Annotated in this window: 19 protein-coding genes and 1 tRNA gene; 7 read left to right on the top strand and 13 right to left on the bottom strand. The window is 64.9% G+C overall.

Features of this window, described 5'->3' with window-relative positions:
• The 6 genes from P0X85_RS01970 to P0X85_RS01945 all read right to left on the bottom strand — a co-directional run bounded on the left by P0X85_RS01970 (nucleotide 1) and on the right by P0X85_RS01945 (nucleotide 8,053).
• Nucleotides 1–276: a hypothetical protein gene (locus P0X85_RS01970; protein WP_275807595.1), complete on the bottom strand. Its 276-nt coding sequence runs from the start codon at nucleotides 274–276 to the stop codon at nucleotides 1–3.
• The gene (gene pseI, locus P0X85_RS01965; protein ID WP_275807591.1) at nucleotides 273–1,322 is read right to left on the bottom strand and encodes a pseudaminic acid synthase; all 1,050 of its coding nucleotides are present in this window, start codon (nucleotides 1,320–1,322) and stop codon (nucleotides 273–275) included. Before pseI ends, P0X85_RS01970 begins: the two co-directional genes overlap by 4 nt.
• Before the next feature lie 3 nt (nucleotides 1,323–1,325).
• Nucleotides 1,326–2,888 (bottom strand): UDP-2,4-diacetamido-2,4,6-trideoxy-beta-L-altropyranose hydrolase, encoded by a 1,563-nt coding sequence (gene pseG / locus P0X85_RS01960; protein WP_275807588.1) that lies wholly within the window; start codon nucleotides 2,886–2,888, stop codon nucleotides 1,326–1,328.
• A 1-nt stretch (nucleotide 2,889) separates the two neighbouring features.
• Nucleotides 2,890–3,576 (bottom strand): pseudaminic acid cytidylyltransferase, encoded by a 687-nt coding sequence (gene pseF / locus P0X85_RS01955; protein WP_275807586.1) that lies wholly within the window; start codon nucleotides 3,574–3,576, stop codon nucleotides 2,890–2,892.
• Nucleotides 3,577–3,659: 83 nt separating this feature from the next.
• Nucleotides 3,660–6,755, bottom strand: a complete 3,096-nt coding sequence (locus P0X85_RS01950) for an efflux RND transporter permease subunit (RefSeq protein ID WP_275807583.1) — start codon at nucleotides 6,753–6,755, stop codon at nucleotides 3,660–3,662.
• Entirely contained in the window at nucleotides 6,752–8,053 is a 1,302-nt protein-coding gene (locus tag P0X85_RS01945) for an efflux RND transporter periplasmic adaptor subunit (protein WP_275807580.1), read from the bottom strand. The genes P0X85_RS01950 and P0X85_RS01945 overlap by 4 nt, the downstream gene beginning before the upstream one ends.
• A gap of 130 nt (nucleotides 8,054–8,183) precedes the next feature.
• On the opposite strand from P0X85_RS01945, the gene P0X85_RS01940 reads away from it, so the two are divergent.
• Nucleotides 8,184–8,768, top strand: coding sequence for a TetR/AcrR family transcriptional regulator (locus tag P0X85_RS01940; RefSeq protein ID WP_275807578.1), 585 nt, complete (start codon nucleotides 8,184–8,186; stop codon nucleotides 8,766–8,768).
• Nucleotides 8,769–8,816: 48 nt separating this feature from the next.
• On the opposite strand, the gene P0X85_RS01935 is transcribed toward P0X85_RS01940, so the two are convergent.
• A tRNA-Cys gene (locus tag P0X85_RS01935) sits at nucleotides 8,817–8,890 on the bottom strand.
• Between the two features lie 199 nt (nucleotides 8,891–9,089).
• On the opposite strand from P0X85_RS01935, the gene P0X85_RS01930 reads away from it, so the two are divergent.
• The 3 genes from P0X85_RS01930 to P0X85_RS01920 all read left to right on the top strand — a co-directional run bounded on the left by P0X85_RS01930 (nucleotide 9,090) and on the right by P0X85_RS01920 (nucleotide 12,492).
• Complete coding sequence (locus tag P0X85_RS01930; RefSeq protein WP_275807573.1) at nucleotides 9,090–9,740, top strand: protein-L-isoaspartate O-methyltransferase family protein; 651 nt, start codon at nucleotides 9,090–9,092, stop codon at nucleotides 9,738–9,740.
• 121 nt (nucleotides 9,741–9,861) lie between these two features.
• Entirely contained in the window at nucleotides 9,862–11,265 is a 1,404-nt protein-coding gene (locus P0X85_RS01925) for a TolC family outer membrane protein (RefSeq protein WP_275807570.1), read from the top strand.
• A gap of 129 nt (nucleotides 11,266–11,394) precedes the next feature.
• Nucleotides 11,395–12,492 carry a hypothetical protein gene (locus P0X85_RS01920; RefSeq protein ID WP_275807567.1) on the top strand — a complete coding sequence of 366 codons (1,098 nt, stop codon included), beginning with the start codon at nucleotides 11,395–11,397 and terminating at the stop codon, nucleotides 12,490–12,492.
• Between the two features lie 78 nt (nucleotides 12,493–12,570).
• Here the strand turns inward: P0X85_RS01920 and P0X85_RS01915 are convergent, their stop codons facing one another.
• From P0X85_RS01915 to P0X85_RS01905, 3 genes are all read right to left on the bottom strand, one after another.
• Nucleotides 12,571–12,891 carry a DUF6280 family protein gene (locus P0X85_RS01915; protein WP_068765522.1) on the bottom strand — a complete coding sequence of 107 codons (321 nt, stop codon included), beginning with the start codon at nucleotides 12,889–12,891 and terminating at the stop codon, nucleotides 12,571–12,573.
• 461 nt (nucleotides 12,892–13,352) lie between these two features.
• Nucleotides 13,353–14,099, bottom strand: a complete 747-nt coding sequence (gene ygfZ / locus P0X85_RS01910) for a CAF17-like 4Fe-4S cluster assembly/insertion protein YgfZ (protein ID WP_275807563.1) — start codon at nucleotides 14,097–14,099, stop codon at nucleotides 13,353–13,355.
• Between the two features lie 36 nt (nucleotides 14,100–14,135).
• Nucleotides 14,136–15,836, bottom strand: coding sequence for an ABC transporter ATP-binding protein (locus P0X85_RS01905; RefSeq protein WP_275807741.1), 1,701 nt, complete (start codon nucleotides 15,834–15,836; stop codon nucleotides 14,136–14,138).
• Nucleotides 15,837–16,057: 221 nt separating this feature from the next.
• Here P0X85_RS01905 and P0X85_RS01900 point away from each other — a divergent pair, with 221 nt between their 5' ends.
• Nucleotides 16,058–17,266, top strand: coding sequence for a pyridoxal-phosphate-dependent aminotransferase family protein (locus P0X85_RS01900; RefSeq protein WP_275807560.1), 1,209 nt, complete (start codon nucleotides 16,058–16,060; stop codon nucleotides 17,264–17,266).
• Here the strand turns inward: P0X85_RS01900 and P0X85_RS01895 are convergent, their stop codons facing one another.
• Together P0X85_RS01895 and P0X85_RS01890 are read right to left on the bottom strand one after the other, a co-directional pair.
• The gene (locus tag P0X85_RS01895; RefSeq protein WP_275807557.1) at nucleotides 17,267–17,470 is read right to left on the bottom strand and encodes a hypothetical protein; all 204 of its coding nucleotides are present in this window, start codon (nucleotides 17,468–17,470) and stop codon (nucleotides 17,267–17,269) included.
• A gap of 97 nt (nucleotides 17,471–17,567) precedes the next feature.
• Nucleotides 17,568–18,677: a pyridoxal phosphate-dependent aminotransferase gene (locus tag P0X85_RS01890; protein ID WP_275807553.1), complete on the bottom strand. Its 1,110-nt coding sequence runs from the start codon at nucleotides 18,675–18,677 to the stop codon at nucleotides 17,568–17,570.
• 78 nt (nucleotides 18,678–18,755) lie between these two features.
• Here P0X85_RS01890 and P0X85_RS01885 point away from each other — a divergent pair, with 78 nt between their 5' ends.
• A complete protein-coding gene (locus P0X85_RS01885; RefSeq protein ID WP_275807549.1) occupies nucleotides 18,756–18,938 on the top strand; it encodes a Tat pathway signal protein in 183 nt (60 codons plus the stop codon).
• A 65-nt stretch (nucleotides 18,939–19,003) separates the two neighbouring features.
• Nucleotides 19,004–19,789 carry a crotonase/enoyl-CoA hydratase family protein gene (locus tag P0X85_RS01880; RefSeq protein ID WP_275807546.1) on the top strand — a complete coding sequence of 262 codons (786 nt, stop codon included), beginning with the start codon at nucleotides 19,004–19,006 and terminating at the stop codon, nucleotides 19,787–19,789.
• Between the two features lie 47 nt (nucleotides 19,790–19,836).
• Here the strand turns inward: P0X85_RS01880 and P0X85_RS01875 are convergent, their stop codons facing one another.
• Nucleotides 19,837–22,950, bottom strand: a complete 3,114-nt coding sequence (locus P0X85_RS01875; protein ID WP_275807543.1) for a valine--tRNA ligase — start codon at nucleotides 22,948–22,950, stop codon at nucleotides 19,837–19,839.
• Between the last annotated feature and the right edge of the window lie 54 nt (nucleotides 22,951–23,004).

Raw genomic sequence — 23,004 nt, 5'->3', positions numbered from 1 at the left:
TCAATGCAGCTGGTCGATGAAGGTCTCCATTTGCTCCAGAAACCCGTCTTGCTCTATCAGGCTTTGCGCGGCTCCAGTCCATCTTTGGGATGCCATAAGGTGGCCCTCTGTACCAGGCCGTTTGCTCAATCTTGCCAATGAGGATGCCTTGAAATGTCCATCATTGTTGCCAATGTGAAGAACAATTTTTAGCTGATCACCTCCAAGTGTGCCGATCAAGGGCATGATTCTGGTAGTGTTTTCTGCCGTCGAAACGACTGCCAGCCGAATTGTCATCGCAGCATTCTCCAGTCGAGCGGTTCGCCCCGTTTGAGGTCGCGCGCGGCGCGTTTGCCCAGCACCTCGGGCAGATGCTTCGGTGCCAGTCCCAGCCCCGGCCGGATCGAGCGCACATGCGCTTCGGTCAGAACCTCGCCTTCCGCGACATCGGACACGACATAAAGCGAGCGGCGGAACTGGGCATTCGCACCGCCCACGCCCTTGCGGTCATGGATCGGGGCGCCAAGGGCGGCATGGGCCATCCGGCAGTCGTCCACGAGTTGCTTGAACTCCGCCGGTTCGAGCGAGAAATCCGCGTCCGGCCCGCCATCGGCGCGCGCCAGCGTCATGTGTTTCTCGATGATCGTCGCGCCGCGCGCGATGGAGGCGACCGCTACGGCCGAGCCTAGCGTATGATCCGAAAGGCCGATCTGCACCCCAAAGGCCGCGGCCAGCGCTTCGATCGTGCGCAGACGCATATCTTCAGGGCGTGCCGGATAGGCCGAGACGCAATGCAAGAGCGAAACACATTCCGCGCCGCCTTCGCGGGCGGCCCGCAGCGCATCCTCGATCTCGGCGTAATTGGCGATGCCCGTGGACATGATCAGCGGCTTGCCGGTCGCGGCGACCTTGCGGATCAGCGGCGTGTCGACCAGCTCGAAAGACGCGATCTTGTAGGCGGGCGGGTCGAGCGTTTCGAGAAAATCCACCGCCGTCGGATCGAAGGGCGACGAGAACACATGCAGCCCATGCGCGCGGGCGCGCTCGAAAAGCGCGTCGTGCCATTCCCAAGGCGTCGACGCCTCTTGGTAAAGCTCATGCAGGGACCGCCCGTCCCATAGCCCGCCGGAAATGCGGAACTCGGGCCGGTCCGCGTCGATGGTGATCGTGTCGGCGGTGTATGTCTGCAACTTGACCGCATCCGCGCCGGTCTCGGCGGCAGCATCGACCAGTGCGAGTGCCCGGCCCAGATCGCCGTTATGATTGCCCGACAATTCGGCGATGATATAGGGCGACTGGTCCGGCCCGATGGGGCGGTTTGCGATCTGGAACGCAGCGGTCATGGGTCAGTCCTTTCGCAGGGCGCTGTCCGGTGGTGTGGGCAGCCGGAGGCGGGCGCGAACATCCCACGGGTCGCGCGTGAAGGCAAGCACGGCAGGCGTGCTCTGAGCCGGGTCGCGGGCGAAGCCCAGTCGTTCATGCAATCGGACCGAGGCGGCGTTTTCCGACAGAACCTCGGCGCGGATCGACTTCACATCGGGGCGCTCCGCAAGGCCGCGCAGAAAGGCCGCCATCATCCGCCCGCCCGCGCCCTCGGGCGCGTCCTCGGCCCCGATGTAGAAGCTCCACCGGGCGACGCCGTCGCTGTCGATACTTGCACCGGCAAAGCCGATGTCGCAGCCATTCTCGGAATAGATGCGCCACAGGCCATCTTGCCGCGCGGCGGTGCGTGCGACCCAGGCCTCGTGCGTCTCCCAGACGAGCGGGTCCTGCGTCAGGCTGATCGCCCTGATCCGCGGCTGATTGCGCCATTCGAAAAGCCGGGTGGCATCATCCGCGCGGAGCGGTCGGAACGCGCCGCTCAGCGCGCCCAGCACGCGGTCACGGCCGGTCCCGTCACAGATCGTTGTTGCCGCGTGCGACTGCGGCGCCGCGCTTCCGATGGCCTGCCGCAGCGCTGCCGCCAGCGTCTTCTGGTCGCGCGCCTCCTCAAGCGAAAGCGGCACCACCGCGCCGCGGGCGGCCAGTTGCGCGACGCCTTTGCGTTGATTGTCTGCGACCGCCACGGCCAAAGTCGGCAGCCCGAGGCAGCAGCGTTCCCAACTCGTCATCCCGCCTGCTCCGATGCACAGATCGGCCTGCGCCATCCGCGCCGCCATGTCGCCCGCATCGAGGGTCAGCGAAAATTGCGGGTGCGCCGCCACAAGCGCGCGCGTCGCTTCGACGGATTGGCTGGTCGATCCCATCACGACCTCGGCCTGCAAATCGGGAAATTCGGCGGCGAGCAGCCGCAGGCACATCGGGGCCAGCCCCGCCGCATCCATCATGCCGGGTGCAATCAGCACCCGCGTAATGGCCCCGTCACGCCGGGCGAGCGCGGCCTCGCGCAGCTCCGCGAATTCGGGGCGCAAGAGCGCATAGGCCGGGCCGCGCAGCGTGGCGAGCGGTGGGTGGCGATAGGGCTCTGGGTCGAGGCGCGCCTGATCGAGCAGCAAATCGGCGGCCAGCGCCCGGTCGTCGAGATCGTCTATGGCCAGAACCCGCGCCTGCGGGTGCGCGTCGCGGAGCGTCGCAACCCAGTCGGCATCCAGCCCATAATGGTCGAGCACGATCCAGTCGGGAGAGACTGTCTGCGCCGCCGTGGCGGAGAGCCGTGCATCCTCGTCCGGGGGAAGGCGCAGCCATCCGGCATGGGCCGGGGCCTCGGCGGGATTGTGCGCGATTTCGGGCAGTGCCGTCAGTTCATAGCCCGCAGCGCGGACCCGCCCCGCCATCGTGTCGGGCGCATCCACCATCACGAAATGCACATGATGTCCCAAGGCGCGCGCGCCCTCGGCCAGCGTCAGGCAGCGCATCACATGGCCGCCGCCGATCCGCCCGTCGCCATCCACCCGGATCAGCAGGCGCATCCTAGCCCTCCCGGAGTGCCAGAAGGCGTTCGGCCTGATGCCAATCCTCCCAGGTGTCGATATCGAGGCAGCGCTCCGCCGGCAGGATGACGCCGCGTGCGCCGTCCCAGACGCGCGCCTTCGGATCGGCCCAGGTCGCGGCATGGGCCCAATAGAATTGCCCGGCATCGAAATAAGCGGGTTCGAGATCCTGCGAGCGCAGCGGCATTTTCGACGGGTCGCGCGCGGCAATCGTTCCGTCTGTCCCGGTCATCCGGTAGGCGCGGTCGATGGGGGTGCGGTATTCGCCAAGGGCGAGCACCCATGTCGCGCCCTCCGCGAGATAGCCCTGACCGGTCTGCAAATCCTCGGGCAGAAGGAAAAACGCGGTCGGATAGATGCAGCACACCGCATCACCCGCCTCAAGCCCGAGCCGCGTGACGGCATCGCGGATCACATCGGTCGTGCCGGTGTAGTCATCCGACAGCGTTGCATCGCGCAGAAACGGGGTCTCTGCCCCCAGATCGCGTGCAGTCTCGGCGATTTCGGGATCATCGGTGCTGACCACGATCCGGTCGAACAGACCGGATGCCTGCGCTGCGGCGATCGGCCAGCCGATGGCGGGACGCCCGGCGAAAGGGCGTACATTCTTGCGCGGGATACGCTTGGAGCCGCCACGCGCGGGCAGGATCGCAACTGTCTGGGTCATCTGATGCGCCACATTCGGAAAGCTTTCCAAGGATGTAAACGCTCACCAGCCTTGCAGCAAGGCGCGCAGAGCCGCCTTGCATCTCATTCTTTGGCTTTGCGATGCCGTGTCAGACCAAGCTCGGCAAGGATCGCGTAGAGCGCGGGCAGCACCAGCAGCACCAGCACTGTCGAGGCCAGCAGCCCGAACACCACCGAGATCACCAGCGGCTTGAGCGTCTGCGCCTGCGTGGAGCTTTCCGCCAGCAGCGGCGCCATGCCAAGGATCGTCGTCGAGACCGACACGAAGATCGGCCTGAACCGCGCCCGCACCGCGCGCCCGGCGGCCTCTGCCACGGTCGCGCCTTCGGCCAGCGTCGCATTGATTACCTCGACCAGCAGGATCGCGTTATTGACCACGATCCCGGCCAGCGAGGCCGCCCCCACCAGCGAGGGCATCGAGATATTGTAGCCCATGGCGGCATGCCCCCAGATCACACCGAGGAAGGCCAGCGGGATCGTCAGCATCACGATGACCGGCTCGACATAGCTGCGGAACTGGAAGGAGAGCACCAGATAGATGCCGACGATCCCGACGAGGAAGCCGCGTAGGATCGAGCCGACGGTTTCTGCGGAATTGGCGGCTTGCCCTGCGATTTCGAAGCTCAGACCGGGGTAGCGGGTGGCGAGCAGGGGCAGAATCTCGGCGCCCATGCGGGCCGTTATCGCGTCCGCGTTGCCAAGCCGCCCGTCCACATCCGCCTGCACGGTCAGCGAGCGTAGACCGTCACGCCGGTTGATACTGGACCAGCCGCGCGCCTCTTTGATCTCGACCACGGTGCCCAGAGGAACGGCTGTCCCATCCCCCAGCGCCACCATGAAATCGTCCAGATCGGCGCGCGCGTCGCGGTCGCTCTCTCGCAGTTGAACCAGCACGTCGAAGGGTAGATCGCCCTGCCGCACATCGGCCAGCTGCGTGCCCAGATAGGCCGCGCGCAATTGCCCCGCGACATCAGCCGCCGTAAGGCCCAGCGTATGCGCCCCCGCTGCCAGCGTCAGCCGAAGCTCTGGCTTGCCCGCTCGCAGATCAAGCATCGCGTTGCGCACCCCCTCATAGCGCCCCAGCACCGAGAGCGCCTCATGTCCCGCCCGCTCAAGCGTGGTCAGATCGGGATGTGACAGGCGCAACTCGATCGCGATCCCCTGCGGGCCGATGCCCGGCTCGGTCAGGATCAGCGAGGACACACCGGGCAGTAGCCCGGCTTCTGCCCGCCAGTCGGCGATCAGCGTGTCGAGCGTGGTGGTGCGGGTCTCTGCCGAGAGCAGATCCGCAGAGACCGTGGCGACATGCGCGCCGCTTTCGCCCGCAGAGGCATTGCGCCCCATCCGTGTGATGGTGCGCAGCACGAGATCCTGACCTTCCGGTTGCGTGGGTGCAAGGCGCGCGTTCACGCGGTCCAGTGCCTCTTCGACGCTGCGCACCGCCTGTTCCGTGCGTGCGAGGGGTGTGCCGGCCGGCAGCAGTAGCCGCGCTTCGAGCACATCGCCGTCGATTTCGGGCATGGCCTCGCGTTTGACGACGCCGCCGCGCAGCGCGCCGACGGTCAGGATCAGCGCGCCGATGGCAAGCCCTGCCACCAGCCACCGCCGCGCAATGGCGATATCCGCTGCACGGCCCACCACGGTCTCGCGCAGATGATCGAAACCGGTCTCGAACCGCTGGCGGAACCGGGAGGGTGGCTTCGACAGGCTCCGCAGCCCGCCTTTGAGGTGATGCGGCAGGATCAGGAAGGCTTCGATCAGACTCGCGGCCAGAGCTGCGAGCAAGACAAGGGGCAAGACCTCCAGCACCGCGCCCAACTCACCGGAGAGAAAGGAGAGTGGCAGAAAGACCGATACGGTCGTCAGGAACGAAGACAGCACGCCGGGCGCAACCGCCATGACCCCGGCGGTCACGGTGTCCACGCTGATTCCTTTGGCCGCGTGAACGGCGATGGAGTCAGAGAGCACGATCGAGTCGTCCATCACGATCCCGATCGCCATCAGCAACGCGACCAGCGTCATCATGTTGAGGCTCAGCCCCGTCAGCGCCATCCAGACAAAGGCTCCGAGAAAGGCGACGGGCAGCCCCATCGCCGCCCAGATCGCAAAGCCGGGACGGAAGAACAGGCTCATCACCGCGATCACCAGCACCAGCCCGAGGATGCCGTTCTGCACCAGCATCGCCAGCCGGTCCCGGATGATCGAGGTCACGTCCTGCACCACCTCGACATGAATGCCGGGCGGCAGGGCGGCGGCCTCTGCATCGACCACGCGCTGGACATCGTCGAGGGCTCGCAGCGCATCCGCATCGAGGGGTTTATGCACCTCCAGAAGGATCGCGGGGGCCCCGTTCACAAAGGCGGCCTGCTCGGCGGGCTCGAAGGTTTCGCGAATATCGGCCAGATCGCCCAGCCGCAGCACCGCGCCGTCGGGCAGGGTCATCACCGGGAGCGCCGCCAGCGCCGTGACATCGCGCGCCTCGGCGGTGAAGCGCAGCGTCAGGTCCGTGCCCGGCGTCTCAAGGAGCCCCCCCGGCAGGTCAAGGCTTTGCGCGCCAATCGCCGCGGCGAGCGCCGCCGCGCCGAGCCCGTGCTGCGACAGCCGGGCATGATCGGGCAGCACGGACAGCGTCCGCGTGCCGAGCCCCGAGCGGTTCACCTGTGCCACATCTTCCAGCGCGGCCAGCCGGTCGCCGAGCTGCTCGGCATAGCGGTCGAGGTCGCGCAGCGGCGCCGCGCCCGAAACCGCGACCGAAGTCACCAGATCGGTGCGGTGCAGTTCCCGCACGGTGGCGGGATCGGCGCGCTCGGGGAAGGTGTCGATGGCTGCGACTTCGGTTCGCAGCGCATTGAGAAAGCGCAGCGCATCGCCCGCCGGCTCCATCGTGGCAACGGCGCGCGCCAGATTGTCCTGCGCCGTGCAGGTGAAGGAGTCCAGCGCCTCGACCCCCTGCACCGCATCCCAGAGTGGCGCGCAGATGGCGCTCTCGACATCGAGGGCCGCCGCGCCGCGATAGGTGACGCTGACCTCCGCCTCGGTTGGACGGAAGTCGGGGAAGGTCTCGCGCAGAAGCGTCGGGGCCGCGAAGATGCCCGCTGCGATAAACACCAAAAGCAGCAGATTGGCGGCGGTCGGGTGACCAGCAAACCAGCGGATCATGGCGTGTCCTCGATCGGGGTCAGCGCCATGCCCTCGAAGGCCGGGGCCAGATCATCAAGCACGATCCGCTCCCCCGCAGCGAGGCCTTCGCGCAGTGTGACCTGCCCGTCCTGACGGAAGGCCACGGAAACGAGACGGCGCTGAAGCCGGTTCTCCTCGGTCACGAGATAGATTTCGTCCCCGTGGAGTGCGGCCTCCGGCACGGTGATCACATCGGCCAACGGCGCACCGCGCAGCGTGACCTCGACCTGCATGTTCGGCACAAGCGGCAGGCGCAGGGGCGGGGCCGCGCCGTCATAGGGCGCCTCTACCGTCACGACCACGGGGACGGTGCGCGCTTTCGGATCGAGCATCCCCTCGACCCGTGTCACGGTCGCCGCCCAAACCTGCCCGGGATTGTCGATCGGATGAAGTTCCGCCGCGATCAGTTCCGCCGGCCCTGTGCGCATCGCGCTTAGCGTATCGCCCGGAAGATGCAGCGGTGCGAGAAGACGCTGGAAGGCGGGAACGGGCACTTGGACCACGACTTCGACCTGATCGAGCGCATCGCCCTCGATCAGCACCTGCCCGACGGAAACCGGTTGAAACCGCTCGGCGTTTACGCGGGTCACGCGCATGTCGAACGGGGCGCTGAGCCGGGTATGCGAGAGATCGCGTTCGGCCCGTGCAAGGGCGGCCTCGGTGCGGGCTTGCTGCGCCTCGATCCGGGCGCGGCGCGCGGGCATCAAAGCAAGGCTGTTGGTCAGTTCAGTGACCGTCCGGCGTGCCGCAAGAACCGCGCGCTCGGCTTCATCGGCGCGCGTCTGCGGGTTCACGCCCTGCGCCACCAAGCCGTCAATGCGGGTCTGATCTGCCTCGGCCAGGCGCAACCGCTCGGTTTCCAGCGCAAGAACCCGCTCGGTATTGGCCTGCTCGGCCGCGAGTTGCGCAGCCTCCGCCGCAAGCGCCTGCGCATCGGCGCGGGCTTGCGCGATGGCAAGCTCGTAATCCGACGGGTCAATCCGCATCACCTCTGTCCCGGCCCTGATCAGACGTCCCGCCTCCAGATCGGGGTGACGCCAGACGATCTGCCCGCGCACCTCGGCAATGGCGGTCCACCGGGTCGCCGGGCGCACGCTGCCCCAACCATGCGCGACCGGGCGAATCTCGGTCGGGGTGATCGTGCGAACCCGGACGGCAGGCCCTTGCGTTTCAGTGTCGAGCTGCGCCGGCTCGGGCGCGTTGGATACGAACCAGATCGCGGTGGCGACACCGAGGGCAATTGGCGGGAGCGCCCAAAGCGCGGAGAGGCGGGACATGAAGGTCTCCTGTGTCGGTGGGCGGCTCGCCTGTCGGGGCGGCCGAGCGCGCATCAAAATCCGGGGCGCATGAGTCGCCTTGATTGTCGCGCAGGATATGTTAGTGATTGATTACTTACAAGGGGCAGCCATGACCGCTCGCAAATCTGCTACGGACCGCAAGGCCGAAATCGTCGAAGCATTGCTGGTACTATCCGATCGCATCGGGCCAGATCGGCTGACGACCAATGACATCGCACGAGAGGTCGGGATTACGCAGGCGGCGATTTTCCGGCACTTTCCAAGCAAGGCGGCGCTTTGGACGGCTGCTGGCGAGGTGATCGTCGCGCGTCTGGGGGAGGCGTGGGGCGCGGCGCTGGAACCGCAAACCAGGCCGCGTGAGCGGTTGCGCGCGGTGGTCGCGGCGCAGCTGGCGCAGATCGAGGCGTGGCCTGCACTGCCGGTGATCCTGTTCTCCCGCGAGCTGAATGTCGAGAATCCGGCGCTGCGGGGCTGCTTCAATGGTGCATTACAGCGATTTCAGGCGCATCTCGTGGAGGAGTTGACCGAAATTCTGCCCAGAGGTGCGCTCTCACCCGCGGACGCGGCCGTGTTCCTGAGTTCGCTGGTGCAGGGGATCGCAATCCGTTGGAGTCTCGGTGCGCGCGGGTTCGACCTGACGCATGAGGGCCTGCGCCTCTTCGACGTCCAGCTTGCCCTGATCGCGCCCGAATAACCGTTCAGACGATCAGCCAATGGATTCGATATGGATCTGTCGGGAAGATGGAGGCGAGTACCGGAATCGAACCGGTGTACACGGATTTGCAATCCGCTGCGTCACCACTCCGCCAACTCGCCAGCCGTGGTTCGGACTTCGGATAGTGTATCGCGGCACCCGGCGCAAGGGGGGTGTTATATGCGGAGCGGCGAAAACCGCTACGCTTGACCCGCAGCGGTCGCCGGTGTTTTTGCGTGGCAACCATGGCGCGCGTGGTTGCCCAAGCCGTTTTTCTGTGGCAGAACCCGCGCAGGGTTCCTCAGACCGAAGAGTTCCAACATGCAAGATTTCGCCACGCGCCGCACCATGATGGTCGACACGCAGGTTCGCCCGAATGACGTGACCAAATTCCCGATCATCGAGGCGATGCTCTCTGTTCCGCGTGAGGAATTCGTTCCCGCTGCCCGCCGTGAAGCCGCCTATGTCGGCGAGAATATTGATTTGGGGTCGGGTCGTGTGCTTCTGGAGCCGCGCAATTTCGCCAAGCTGCTGGACGCGCTCAACATTCAGCCGACCGATCTGGTGCTCGACCTGGGCTGCGGCCTTGGCTACTCGACCGCCGTCATGGCGCGAATGGCCGAGGCGGTTGTCGCGGTTGAGGGTGAGGATCTTGCGGCGCAGGCCGAGGCGGCGCTCGCATCGGTGGGCGCGGATAACGCCGTCGTCGTGGCCGCTGCGCTCTCGGATGGGTCCGCGAAACATGGCCCCTACGATGTCATTCTGATCGAAGGTGGCGTCGAGGACGTGCCCGCCGCGTTGCTCGACCAACTCAAGGAAGGTGGCCGCATTGGCGCGATCTTCCTCGAAGGGTCGCTGGGCACCGCCCGGATCGGGCATAAGATCGACGGTTCGGTGACCTGGCGCTTCGCGTTCAACGCATCGGCCCCGCTGCTGCCGGGCTTCGAGGCGTCCAAGGAATTCGTGCTCTAAGCGACGGCTTGCGTTCTTAGGCTCGTATAGGCAGAATTGAATGCGTGGCGTTTTCGGCGCCACGGTGCCCATTGCGCCGCAAGAAGTGCAGGGCATGGCCGTTACAATGAGGAAGCCAGGCATGAAACGCAAGACCTTTAAACCCCTTCTCTTGGCCGCAGTCGCGGGTCTTGGGCTGATGGCGACGCCGCTTGCCGCGCGTGCCGAGACCCTCGCCGACGCGTTGGTGGCGGCCTACCGGAATTCCGACCTTCTCGAACAGAACCGCGCGACCTTGCGCGCAGCGGATGAGGATGTCGCGGGTGCGATGGCCGCGCTGCGCCCGGTGATCCGCTGGATCGCGGATGTCGGCTATACCCGCAACCCGCTTGGAGAAGCGCAGACACGAGCGGCGGGTCGGCAACCCGATCGTCTCGGGGCCTCGCTGCAGCTCTCCGGCGAAATGACGCTGTTCGATTTCGGTCAGACCCGGCTTGGCATCGAAATCGCCAAGGAAGCTGTGCTGGCCACTCGTCAGGCGCTCGTCAATATCGAGCAGAATGTGTTGCTCGACACGGTCCAGGCCTATGCGGATGTGAAATCCGCCTCCGAGCAGGTTGCGATCAACCAGAATTCGGTGCGCGTCATCGGTGAGGAACTCAAGGCGGCACAAGATCGCTTCGAGGTTGGTGAGGTGACCCGCACCGATGTCTCGCTGGCCGAAGCGCAGCTTGCTGCTGCCCGTGCAAGCCTCGCGGCTGCCCAAGGGGATCTTTCTGCCGCGCGCGAGGCATATAAGGCGGTGACGGGGCACTATCCCAAGGCGCTCGCCGCGTTGCCGCGCGCGCCATCGCTCCCGAAATCGTTGGAGGAGGCAAGGTCCATCGGCGTGCGTCAGCACCCGGTGATCCGGCAGGCCCAGCATCAGGTCACCGTCAATGATCTGCGTGTTGAACTGGCCGCCAAGAGCCGTATGCCAACGGTGACCGGCTCCTTGACCACGACGATCCCGGAAGACAGCTCGAACGATTACGCGAGCGTAGGCGTGCGCGCCTCGCAAACCATCTATTCCGGCGGCGCGCTGTCCTCGGCGCATCGCAAGGCGATCGCGGGTCGGGATGGCGCGCGTGCCGCGCTTGGCAGTGCTACATCGCAAGTGGCCGAAGCGGTGGCCAACGCATGGGCGGGCATCGAAGTGCGCCGCGCCCAGATCCGCGCCTATGATGAGCAGATTCAAGCCGCGACCATCGCCTATCAAGGTGTGCGCGAAGAGGCGACGCTCGGCGCGCGGACCACGCTGGATGTGCTTGATGCCGAGCAGGACCTGCTGGATGCGCGGGCGTCGCGTATCGATGCCGAGGCAGGGTTGCAGGTAGCTTATTATCAACTTTTGTCGGCTATGGGTCTCTTGACGGTAGAAAACCTCAAGCTCGGAATTCCGACCTATGATCCGGCGGCCTATTACAACGCGGTGCGCAATGCGCCCTATACCAGCACCCATGGTGAAAGCCTGGACCGGGTGCTTCGGGCCATTGGCAAGCCCTGACTTGCTGTATGAGTTTGGAACGGGCGTCTCTGACCGGGGCGTCCGTTCTTGTGTGTCTGGTGCCCCGCTTTCCCGGATTCTCCTGCATGGGGCTGGACTTGTGAGACTGGTAAACGCAGGATGGGGGGCATGATGTCTGATCCCGGAACCAATATCGAAATCGAGGATGTGCTGTCGTCGATCCGGCGGCTCGTTTCGCAAGATGCCGCCGTGCGTCATCGCCCGATGCCGCATCGGACCGCGCCGGCCGAGCACGCCGTCGTGCTGGAGGATGAAGCCCCGACATTGGTCCTCACCCCGGCGCAACGCGTGAGCGAGGAAGATGCCGCCGTCGAAGAGCCGTCCTGTGCCGACGCACCGGCGACCCCCGAGCTGGAGGCTACCTGCGAAGAGGCGACCGCCGCCGACGCAGAAGAAACCTATGAGGGCGAAGTCATTTTCGATGATGACACGGCCTTCCCGCCCGCGCCGGAAACCCAGGTCGATCTGGGAGAAGAGCTGAATCGTCTCGAGGATACCATCGCCGAGATGGAGGCCGCCGTCGCGCAGAGTGGTGCCGAGTTCGAGCCGGAGCAGGGAGATCCCTTTGCGCCCGACGAGGGGGCAGCGCTGGCCGATCAATTCGACGCCCAGTCTGAGTCGCACGATGATGCGCAGGACGCGGCGCCCGAGATGCCGGTCGAGGCGGAAGCACAGGATGCCGAAGCCCCTCAAGCCGATGATGCGCACGAGCCGTTTGCCGCTGAGGCGCAGGATGAGGAGGTCGAACTCTTCGACCCTGAGCTTGCCGAGGCTCAGGAGGCGCTTGTCGATCCCGATCTTGAAAGCGATGCTTGGGCCGGTGATGCAGAGGACTGGTCCGAGGAACCCGCGCCCGCAGCCACCGATCCGCTTGCCAGCGCTGTGACGGGCAAGGTGCTGCGCCGTTTGCATCTTCACGATGCCGAGGAGCAGGTGCTCAACAGCAATGCACGGGCGTCCAGCTACGAGCGCCTGCGCGAGGATATCGCACTCGAAGAGGCCAGCGAGAACATCCTGCGCGACGAAAACGTGATTGCCCCGGCCCTCGACAAGCTTCCGATCTCGGAAGAGGCGCTGCGTGATCTGGTGGCCGATATGATCCGTGAAGAGCTTCAGGGTGCCTTGGGCGAGCGCATCACGCGCAACGTGCGTAAACTGGTGCGGCGGGAGATTCAGCGGGCACTTGTCAGCCGTGAGTTCGAGTGAACCGACTGACTTTGGAGCAGGGCGAAAATACAAAAGGCGCAGCCGGGGCTGCGCCTTTTTGAATGAATTGAGGGGTGCTTACGCGGCCTCTGCCTCTTCCGCGGCCATACGGCGCTCGCTCTCTTCGCGCGACAGCGCGACGGAGGTGCGCACACCCTTGGACACGAATTCCATCAAACCTTTGACGACCCGTTCGTTCGGGTCGATCCCGGCACAGGACAGGACCTCGCGGCCATCACGCGACCGCGCCCAGCGAGCGATCTGCTCGGGGCCGTTGCCATATTTCTTGTCATCGGCAATCGCGTCATCGAGTGCAGCAAGCACAACGGCAGCAAACAGCTTCCGTGCGCGCTGACCTTGTTCGTAGTTGAAGGCGGAGCCGTCAACGAAATCGCGCATTGTTCCGTCCTTTGTTATTGCTCTTGCGTTTCCTGGCGTGAGGGGCATCTATGGCCTTTCTCACTTGATTCGATATGCCCCTCAGATCATGGCAGCCATGCGTTTTTCGCATGGCTCGAACTGACCCACGCAGGATTTAGTCTGCATCCGGGGAAGGCATTCACTAAATCTAGAAAGCGTTTCGCTCTTTTCAAGGTGTTGGCGAGGGAGTGTTTTTCTACTGGCCCTCGGCCCTCACATGGGTTCTCCCCCTTTGAAACAAGGGGCCACGCGATGCGCTCGCCCGTGTACTGTTCTTTCAAGCGAAACAAGTCAGGGCCGTGGCCGTGTAACTCCTGCGGTGTGAAGACGTGGCGCCGTTAACCGCGAAGGAGGACAAGAAACGTCCTGCCGATGGCGCCAGCGGAGGAGAAAAAACTATGCGTCACGCGCATGGCTCGCGGAAAGGTGAACGCTAACACTCAGGCTGGAGTGATCTGCGCCGCACCGGCGCGCAATGGCAAAGAGCCACGATCAAAGCGCAGATAGGCGATGCCTTGCCCCCCCGATTGCGTGTAAAGCATGCCCGCCTGTCTTGTGCCGCCTTCCGCGTCGATGGCGACGATCTCGGTGCCGATGGGGGCTGCGCCCTCCACTGTCACGCGCACGAGACCTTTGCGCAACTCGGTCTTGTGCTTCATCCGCGCGGTGACCTCCTGTCCGACATAGCACCCCTTGCGAAAATCGACGCCGTTCAGTCGCTCTAAGCCCGCTTCGAGGATGTATGTCTCTGGCGTCAACTCGATCCCGGTCTCGGGGATGCAATGCGCAACTCGGATGGAGTCCCAATCCGTGCCGTCATCGCCGCTTGTCTCGCCATAGAGCCGCCATCCAAGATCCGCGTGACGTGGGTCGGGAACAGCGCCAACGGGTGCGGCGCCGGTGCCGCGCCAGACCCCAAGGTCCGAGGGCGTGATGGCGACATCCGCGCGCAATTTATACATCGACAGCCGTTTGATCGTGGCCTCGGCGATCCCCGCAGCAATATCGAGCAGGATCGCATCCCCCTGCGGCACCAGAAAAAAATCGGCAAGATATTTGCCTTGCGGTGTCAGCAGCGCGGCGTAGATCGGCCCATCCGCCAGTTTTCGGGCGTCGTTCGTGATCAACCCTTGCAGGAAGTGAATCCGGTCCGGGCCAGTGATCTCGTAAATCTTGCGTTCGGCCATTGGGGTCTCCTTCGCGTCCGATATAGGCCGCGCGGCTCAGTCCACAAGTTGCATCTGGCACAGCGCGGCATAGGTGCCGCCCGCTGCGAGCAGGGTCTCATGCGTGCCTTCTTCGACAACGCGCCCCTCGGCCATGACCACGATCTTGTCGGCGTTCCGAACCGTCGACAGACGGTGCGCGATGACCAGCGTCGTGCGTCCTTGCGACAGGTCTTCGAGCGCCTGCGCCACCTTTGCCTCAGACGCCGTGTCAAGCGCCGACGTCGCCTCGTCCAGAAGCAGGATCGGCGTGTCGCGCATCAGCGCGCGCGCGATGGCCACACGCTGCCGCTGCCCACCCGACAGCGCCGAGCCACGCGGGCCGGCGCGGGTGTCCAGCCCCTCGGCCAAGGGGGCGACGAAATCCTGCACATGCGCGGCCTCAAGGACGCGGGCGAGGGTCTCGGGCGAGACATCATCGCGCCCGAGGAGCACGTTCTCGCGGATCGTCTCGTCGAAGAGTGCGGCCTCTTGCGCAACCGAGGAAAACTGGCTGCGCAGTTCCGCCAGATCGAGATCGCGCAGGTCAGTGCCGCCAAGTGTCACGCGGCCTTCATTCGGGTCGATCAGCCGGGTCAGCAGACCGAACACCGTGCTCTTGCCGGCGCCTGACGGACCGACAAGCGCGGTGGTCTTGCCCGCTTCGGCGGTGAAGGAGAGCCCGCGCAAGACCGGGGTTTGGCCATAGCTGAGCCGCACATCCTCGAGCCGGATTTCGGTGCTGGCGGGCAGGGGTTTGGGCTGTGCGGGCGGACGGATCGTGGGCTCTGTGTCGAACAGACCATAGAGCCGCTCCAGGCTCGCCGCCGCCGATTGCCACGTTCCCGAGATGTTGCCCAGACGCCGGAGCGGCTGGAATGCCAGCGCCATCGCTGTGAAGAAGGACATGAATTCACCGACCGAGCGCTCGCCAGAGATGATCTCACCGCCGCCCAAGAGCAGCACCGCGAAAAAGCCAAGCCCCGTGGTGACATCGATCAGTGCCGGAATGGTCGCGGTCGAGGCGCTCATTTTCACCTGCGACCGGCGGATCTTATTCACCAGTGCGGTGAAGCGACCCACCTGGTAGTCTTCCATCCGGTTGAGTTTGACAGCGTTGATGCCGTGAAACACCTCGTCGAGATGGGTGGCGCGATCACTCGATTCCTCGCGCATCTGGCGGGTTTTGCGCCGGATATAACGTTGCGCGAGCGCGGTTGGCACGATCAGAAGGGGTGCGCCGATCAGTGCGGCCAGCGTCCAGATCGGGTCGATGGAAATCGCAACACCGAACAGTGACACAAGCGCGACCATATCGCGCCCACCGCCCGCAATGAACACCTGCCATGTGCCCTGCACGGCTTGCGTATCACCCTGCACCCGCTCGATCAGCGCGCCGGGCGGGTTTCGCACGAAGAAGCCCTGATCGAGTGTCAGAATGTGGCGCAGCAGGTCCACCTGCATTGCGGTCGAGGTCTTGAGCGAGATATTCGTCAACACCGTGCGCGACAGGACCGAGGTCAACGCGCGCAGCAAGAACAGGCCGAAGATCGCGCCCCCGACCCACCAGATCATCCCCGCTTCCTTGGCCGAGAACACCCGGTCGAAAAGCGGCTCCAGCATCCAGCTTAGCGCGCCCAGCGTCGAGCCTTCGATCACCATCAGCAAGAGCGCGACGCTCATCAGCGGCCAGTGGGATCGCAGGTAGTCGCGCCACATGCGTGCGAACAAGTCGCGGGAGCTGTATGGGGTGTGGCTTTGGGGCAAAGGCGGGCCTGTGTTCCATGAGCGCGGACATGCGCACGGCTGATCTAGGGTCTAGCCCGAATGCAAACAAGCGGCAAGCGATGCCGCCCGAGGGTGGCGGCATTGCATTGCAGCCAATTGACAATCTCGCGGCGCGCGGATCGGATGGCCCGACACGTTACCGGAGACCCCCGATGCCCCTTTCCCACGGACGGCCCTATCTCTCGATCCCCGGCCCCTCGGTGATGCCGGACCGCGTTCTGCGTGCCATGCATCGCGCCGCGCCCAATATCTATGAGGGCGAACTGATCGAGATGACGGCCGGGATCGTCTCGGACCTGCGCCGTGTCGCGCTCTCGTCGAGCCATGTGGCGATCTATATCTCGAACGGGCACGGCGCATGGGAGGCAGCCATCGCCAACATGTTCTCGCGTGGGGATAAGGCGCTGGTGCTGATCACGGGGCGCTTTGGGCATGGCTGGGCCGAGCACGCTCAGGCCATGGGCGTCACGGTCGAGAGCATCGACTTCGGGCTGCACAGCCCCGCCGATCCGGCGCGTCTCGAGGCCGCGCTCAGGGCCGATACCAAGCATGAGATCAAGGCTGTTCTGGTGTCGCAGGTGGATACGGCGACTTCGGTGCGCAACGATATTGTGGCGCTGCGGGCGGCGATAGACGCGGCGGGGCATCCCGCACTTCTCGCGGTGGACAGCATTGCCTCGCTCGGCTGTGATGCGTTTCGAATGGATGACTGGGGCGTGGATGTCATGGTCGCCTCAAGTCAGAAAGGGCTGATGGTGCCGCCCGGTCTCGCCTTCGTGTGGTTCTCCGACAAGGCGTTGGCGGCAAGCAAAACGGCCGATCTACGTACGCCCTATTGGGATTGGACGCCGCGCGCCTTCCCCGAGATGTTCTACCTGCATTTCGCGGGCACCGCGCCCACGCATCACCTGTTCGGCTTGTCCGAGTCGCTCAAGATGATCCTTGACGAAGAGGGGCTGAGCGAGGTCTGGGCGCGCCACCATCATCTGGCCTCGGCGGTCTGGGCAGCGTTTGACGAATGGGGCAAGGCGGGGGATATTTCGCTCAACATTGCCGATCCGGCGCATCGCGCGCATTCGGTGACGGCGGTAAAGATCGGCGATGGCGGGGCCGGTCGGTTGCGCAAATGGTGCGAGGACGTGGCGGGCGTCACCCTTGGCATCGGGCTTGGCATGGTGCCCTTCGACAGTCCGCGCTACGGCGACTACCTGCGCGTCGCGCATATGGGCCATGTGAACGCCCATATGACGATGGGCGTTCTGGGGGTGATGGAGGCGGGGATGCAGGCGCTTGGCATTCCGCACGGAGCGGGCGGCGTTGCGGCTGCGGCGCGGGTTCTGGCTTTGCCGAACCCGAAGTGATCAGGCGGCGCCGTGCCGCTCGATCCAGTCGATGACCCAGTCGAGATCGTCCGACCCGGTGCTCCCGTCTTGTGCAACCAAGGCGGCCTCGGTCCAGACCAGCGCGGCATCGAGCGGCGGCGGGCTGCTTTCGGCATATGCCCCAAGCGTCAGCGCAAAGGCCAGCGGGCTGAGAAGGGTGATGGTTTTCTGCGCGCGTTTCATGCGACTCTCCTGCTCTTGTTTTGAGGCAAGATGCCGCTCTGGCGGGGCCTCGGCAAATCACCAGCCCGAGAGAAATGCGTGATCGGCGCGCGGTCGCTCAGCCCTTGGCGGCGCGCGCCAATGCGCCGGGAAGTGCGGCTGCCAGCAGATCAAGCTCTGCATCCGGCCCGCAGGAAATGCGGATGCAACGATCTTGCGGCGCGACGAACGGCATCCGCACGAACACATCCGCCGCCGTCAGCTCACGCAGCACAGCGCGGGCAAAAGCCCCATCGCGCCCGCAATCGACCGCGACGAAATTCGTGGCTGATGGGATCGGCGTGAGGCCGTTTTCGCGCGCGATCTCGGCAATGCGCTTACGCGCGCCATCGACCAAGAGCCGCATATAGGCTTGCCATGTGCGATCTTCGATGGCCGCCAACGCGCCCGCCTGACTGATCCGGCACATGCCAAAATGGTTGCGGATCTTGTCGAAGGATTGGATCAGCGGCCTCGCCCCGATCGCATAGCCCACACGCGCCCCCGCCATGCCATGCGCCTTGGAGAAGGTCCGCATCCGGATCACGCGCGGATCATCCGGCGCGATCTCGGCCTCGATCCCGTCCGGGGCAAGCTCGACATAGGCCTCGTCGAGGACGAGCAGCGCGCCTTCGGGCAGACGTTCGATCATCGACGCAATCACTGCGCGCGGATGTGCCGTACCCATCGGGTTGTCGGGATTGGCGAGGTAGATCAGCTTGGCGCCGGTCTTCTCCGCCATCGCCAACAGGGCGTCCGGGTCCTCATGGTCGTTCAGATAAGGGACCTTGTGCAGAACGCCGCCAAAGCCCGCGACATGGTAGTTGAAGGTCGGGTAGGCCCCGTCCGAGGTCACTACCGCGTCGCCCGGCTCGATCAGGAGCCGCACGAGATATCCAAGCAGCCCGTCGATCCCTTCGCCCACGACGATATGCTCGGGCGTACAGCCGTGACGGGCTGCGAGCGCCACGCGCAGGTCGTAGCTGACCGAGTCGCCGTATTTCCAAACCTCCCCCGCCGCCGCCGCCATCGCGGCAATCGCGCGGGGGCTTGGGCCAAACCCGTTCTCATTCGCACCAAGGCGGGCGGCAAAGGGTCGGCCCCGCTCGCGCTCCTGCGTTTCGGGCCCGACAAAGGGCACGGTGGCGGGGAGCGATTGCACGAGGCGGGTATAGCGAGGTCCGGTCATATCTGAGGCGTAGGCCTTCTTTTTCCCCCTCGCAAGGGGGCGCATCGTCCCCCATCTCAAATGCGAAGGGAGATTGCCATGGTGGACAAGCTTTCAAGACGCGGCTTTCTGGCAGGGATCGCAGCAGCCGGCACGGTGCGCGTCGCCCCGGTGATCGGGACGCGCATCGGACAGGTCGTGGCGCAACGGCGAATCCTCACGCTGGTCTATGACAAGGCGGCGGGCGGTTTGCGCGCGGTCGAGAGACTGGTGCCGCGCTAGGAACGCCACGTCATCCTAGGGCCAGCCAGAAGCACCGCTATAGTCGGCGCAAAGAGGAGGCCCCGATGACCCGTGTGACACTTGATATTCAGGACAATCTGGCGCTTGTGACGCTCAACCGGCCCGACAAGATGAACGCGGTCGATTTCGAGATGATCGACGCGGTGATCGCGGCAGGTGAGGCCTTGGCCGCGCGCGACGATTTGCGCGCGGTTGTGCTGCAAGGCGAGGGGCGGGCGTTCTGTGCGGGCCTTGATGTCGTGAATTTCGGTGCGCTCGCGATGGGCGACCCGGAGGCGCTCATCATGCCGCGCACGCATGGGGCTGCGAACAAGTTCCAGCAATTCTCGCTGGTCTGGCGCGACCTGCCGGTGCCGGTGATTGCTGCGTTGCATGGTGTGGCGTTCGGCGCGGGGTTCCAGTTGGCGCTCGGTGCCGACATGCGTATCGCCGCCCCCGAAACCCGGCTGTCGATCATGGAGATGAAATGGGGGCTCGTGCCCGATATGGGCGGCATGGCGACGCTGCCGCATCTGACGCGCGCCGATGTCATCGGGCGCCTGACCTATACGGCCGATGAGATCACCGCAGAGCAGGGCGCGGATTGGGGGCTGGTGACCGAGCTAAACGCCGACCCACAGGCCCGCGCCTTGGCGCTGGCGCAGTCCATCGCGGGGCGCAGCCCGTCCGCGATCCGGGCGGCGAAGCGGCTGATCCGCAAAGCTTTGACCGCGCCCGAGGCTGAGGTGCTGATGACAGAGAGCCGCGAGCAGACCGACCTGATCGGTAAGCCCGATCAGATGGAGGTGATCGCGGCGAACCTGCAAAAGCGCGCACCTCAGTTCAAATGAAAACCCCCGGCGCTCGCACCGGGGGTCAAGATCTCTGACGAGGCGTCTCAGCCCAGTTCCGCGAGCCGCTTGACCGCGGCGGCCACCTTGGCGGCCTCTTCCTCGCGCGCGGCGAGGTTGTCGCGGGCTTCCTCGACCACTTCGTCGCTGGCTTTGGCGATGAATTGCGGGTTCGACAGACGCCCCTTGAGACCGCCGATTTCCTTCTCGATCTTGCCAAGTGCCTTTTCGAGCCGGGCCTTCTCGGCGCCGATGTCGATCACGCCTTCGAGCGGCAGCCCAAACAGCGCGCCCGGCGCCGGGATCGAGATCGCCCCTTTCGGGATCGCCGTTTCGGTGATCGAGTCGATCCGCGCGAGTTTCAGGATCAGCGCCTCGTTATTGGCCAGCGCTGCGCGCGCGGCCTCATCCGCTTCGGCCAGAACCATCGGCAACCTGAGACCCACCGGCACGCCCATCTGCGTGCGCGACGAGCGGATTTCCTCGATCAGGCCGATCACCCAATTCATTTCGCGGTCGGCTTCGGCGTCGATCAGGTCGGCGCCATAGGTCGGCCAGTCCCCATGGACGAGCATCTTTGCCCGCCCGCCTTCGGGCGCGGTCAGCTCCCACAGCTCTTCGGTGATGAAGGGCATGATCGGGTGCAGCAGCGTGTAGCACTGATCGAGGACCCAGCGCATCGTCTCGCGGGTCTCGGCAGCGTCCTCACCATCGAAGAGAGGCTTGGCGAATTCGACATACCAGTCGCAGACCTTACCCCAGACAAAGCCGTAAAGCGCCTGTGCCGCGTCGTTGAAACGGTAGCTGGCAAAGGCCTCGTCCACCACTTCGCGCACGCGGGCGGTTTCGCCGATGATCCAGCGGTTCACCGTGTGCGAGGGCTGCGGGATTCCAGCCGGGGCGGGCCCCTCGAAGACGCCGTTCATCTCGGCGAAGCGGGTCGCGTTCCAGATCTTGGTGCCAAAGTTGCGATAGCCCGCGATGCGGTCTTTCGACAGTTTCAGCACGCCGCCGATGGCTGCCATCGACGTATTGGTGAAGCGCAGCGCATCCGCGCCGTATTCGTCGATGATCTCGAGCGGGTCGATCACGTTGCCGGCGGTTTTCGACATCTTCTTGCCCTTCTCGTCACGGACGAGTTGGTGCAGGTAGACGGTGTGGAACGGCACCTCGCCCGTGACGGCGAGTTGCATCATCATCATCCGCGCCACCCAGAAGAACAGGATGTCGAAGCCGGTGACGAGCACATCGGTCGGGAAATACTTGCGCATTTCCTCGGTATCCTCGGGCCAGCCGAGCGTACCGATGGGCCAGAGGCCCGACGAGAACCAGGTGTCGAGCACATCGGGGTCGCGCCAGACCGGGTAGACCAACTGCGTCGGGTCCTGATTGACCTCATATTGCGCGAGGCTGGCGGCAAGGGTCTCGACTGCCTCGTGCTTGTCCTTCACCTCGACGATCCGCGCCGCATTGAGCGGCGTCGGCAGGTCCGCGATCCCCGCTTTGAAGAGCGATGCCACCGTGTCGAGATCGGCGGCGCAGTGATAGACGTCGCCTTGGTGGACCATCTTGGTTTCGACCAGCAGGCGCCCCATTTCGACCAGGTCGAGAGAGCCATCGCGTTCGTCGTCGACGAAGCCTTCGGCCGAGAGGTTGAGCCCATACCACACCGGGATCTGGTGCCCCCACCAAAGCTGGCGCGAGATGCACCACGGCTCGATGTTTTCGAGCCAGTGGTAATAGGTTTTCTCGCCTGCCTCGGGCATGATCTTGGTGCGGCCAGTGCGCACGGCGTCCAGCGCCTTGCCCACGATTTTCTCGGCGTCCACATACCATTGGTCGGTCAGCATCGGCTCGATCACGACCTTCGAGCGATCCCCGAAGGGCTGCATGATCGGCTTGGCCTCGACATAGGGGATCAGGTCCGGCTCGCCCTCTTCACCCGCTGTCGGGTTGGCGATCATCACGGCGAGACCTTCCTCGGTGATCTGCTGCACCACGGCCTTGCGCGCGTCAAACCGGTCGAGCCCGCGCAGTTCCTCGGGGACGAGGTTCAGCGCGTCGATCTCGGCTTCGGTGAAATCGGCGCCTTTCGAGATGTCCATGGCGCGGGCGGCACAGTCCTCGTAGCTCAGCCCGTCAGCGCGCATCGCGCCCTTGGTGTCCATCAGGCGATACATCGGGATGCCGCCGCGCTTGGCGACCTGATAGTCGTTGAAGTCATGCGCGCCGGTGATCTTCACCGCGCCCGAACCAAAGGTCGGGTCCGGGTAGTCATCGGTGATGATCGGGATCAGGCGGCGATGCTCTTTCGGGCCGACCGGAATTTCGCAAAGCATGCCGACGATAGGCGCATACCGCTCGTCCGAAGGGTGCACGGCCACCGCGCCATCGCCCAGCATAGTTTCGGGGCGCGTGGTTGCGATCGAGATATAGTCGCGCGTTTCGCGCAGGGTGACGTTCCCGTCCTCGTCCTTCTCGACATATTCATAGGTGGCGCCCCCGGCGAGCGGGTATTTGAAGTGCCACATATGGCCCGCGACCTCGATATTCTCGACTTCGAGGTCGGAAATCGCGGTCTCGAAATGGGGGTCCCAGTTCACAAGGCGTTTGCCGCGATAGATCAGGCCCTTGTTATACATATCCACAAAGACCTTGATGACGGCATCATGGAAGTTGCCCTCTTCGCCCGCAGGCGCGCCCGGTGCGCCCGACATGGTGAAGGCGTTACGCTCCCAGTCACAGCTGGAGCCGAGGCGCTTGAGCTGGTTGATGATGGTCGAGCCGTATTTGCCCTTCCACTCCCAGACCTTTTCGAGGAACGCTTCGCGGCCCAGTTCGGTGCGCTTGGGTTGGCCGGTCTTGGCCAGTTCCTTTTCCACCATGAGCTGGGTCGCGATGCCCGCATGATCCTGCCCCGGCTGCCACAGCGTGTCGAAGCCGCGCATCCGGTGCCAGCGGATCAGGATGTCCTGAATGGTGTTGTTGAAGGCGTGGCCGACATGGAGCGCGCCGGTGACGTTGGGCGGCGGGATCATGATGGTGAAGCTATCGGCGCCGGGCTGCGCATTCGCGCCCGCCTTGAAGGCCCCGGCCTCTTCCCATTTCGCGTAGATCCGCGGTTCCGCCTCTTGGGCGTTGAAGGTCTTTTCCATCGTCATCGATCACGTCCTTGTTCGGGCTTGACGCTCTTTAACGCGAGGGCGCGGCAAGGA

Origin of the sequence: Pseudothioclava nitratireducens (assembly GCF_029210495.1) — a bacterium.
Classification (GTDB): Bacteria; Pseudomonadota; Alphaproteobacteria; order Rhodobacterales; family Rhodobacteraceae; genus Pseudothioclava; species Pseudothioclava nitratireducens.
This window is presented reverse-complemented; position numbering and strand designations above follow the sequence as displayed.

Bases quoted from the DNA above. Each gene is read 5' to 3' on its own strand.
- pseF (WP_275807586.1), bottom strand. From the start codon at position 3,576: ATGACCCAGACAGTTGCGATCCTGCCCGCGCGTGGCGGCTCCAAGCGT.
- P0X85_RS01950 (WP_275807583.1), bottom strand. From the start codon at position 6,755: ATGATCCGCTGGTTTGCTGGTCACCCGACCGCCGCCAATCTGCTGCTT.
- pseG (WP_275807588.1), bottom strand. From the start codon at position 2,888: ATGCGCCTGCTGATCCGGGTGGATGGCGACGGGCGGATCGGCGGCGGC.
- P0X85_RS01890 (WP_275807553.1), bottom strand. From the start codon at position 18,677: ATGACCGGACCTCGCTATACCCGCCTCGTGCAATCGCTCCCCGCCACC.
- P0X85_RS01875 (WP_275807543.1), bottom strand. From the start codon at position 22,950: ATGACGATGGAAAAGACCTTCAACGCCCAAGAGGCGGAACCGCGGATC.
- P0X85_RS01895 (WP_275807557.1), bottom strand. From the start codon at position 17,470: ATGAAACGCGCGCAGAAAACCATCACCCTTCTCAGCCCGCTGGCCTTT.
- P0X85_RS01905 (WP_275807741.1), bottom strand. From the start codon at position 15,836: ATGTGGCGCGACTACCTGCGATCCCACTGGCCGCTGATGAGCGTCGCG.
- pseI (WP_275807591.1), bottom strand. From the start codon at position 1,322: ATGACCGCTGCGTTCCAGATCGCAAACCGCCCCATCGGGCCGGACCAG.
- P0X85_RS01940 (WP_275807578.1), top strand. From the start codon at position 8,184: ATGACCGCTCGCAAATCTGCTACGGACCGCAAGGCCGAAATCGTCGAA.
- P0X85_RS01970 (WP_275807595.1), bottom strand. From the start codon at position 276: ATGACAATTCGGCTGGCAGTCGTTTCGACGGCAGAAAACACTACCAGA.
- P0X85_RS01915 (WP_068765522.1), bottom strand. From the start codon at position 12,891: ATGCGCGATTTCGTTGACGGCTCCGCCTTCAACTACGAACAAGGTCAG.
- P0X85_RS01945 (WP_275807580.1), bottom strand. From the start codon at position 8,053: ATGTCCCGCCTCTCCGCGCTTTGGGCGCTCCCGCCAATTGCCCTCGGT.
- P0X85_RS01925 (WP_275807570.1), top strand. From the start codon at position 9,862: ATGAAACGCAAGACCTTTAAACCCCTTCTCTTGGCCGCAGTCGCGGGT.
- P0X85_RS01920 (WP_275807567.1), top strand. From the start codon at position 11,395: ATGATGTCTGATCCCGGAACCAATATCGAAATCGAGGATGTGCTGTCG.
- P0X85_RS01900 (WP_275807560.1), top strand. From the start codon at position 16,058: ATGCCCCTTTCCCACGGACGGCCCTATCTCTCGATCCCCGGCCCCTCG.
- P0X85_RS01880 (WP_275807546.1), top strand. From the start codon at position 19,004: ATGACCCGTGTGACACTTGATATTCAGGACAATCTGGCGCTTGTGACG.
- P0X85_RS01930 (WP_275807573.1), top strand. From the start codon at position 9,090: ATGCAAGATTTCGCCACGCGCCGCACCATGATGGTCGACACGCAGGTT.
- ygfZ (WP_275807563.1), bottom strand. From the start codon at position 14,099: ATGGCCGAACGCAAGATTTACGAGATCACTGGCCCGGACCGGATTCAC.
- P0X85_RS01885 (WP_275807549.1), top strand. From the start codon at position 18,756: ATGGTGGACAAGCTTTCAAGACGCGGCTTTCTGGCAGGGATCGCAGCA.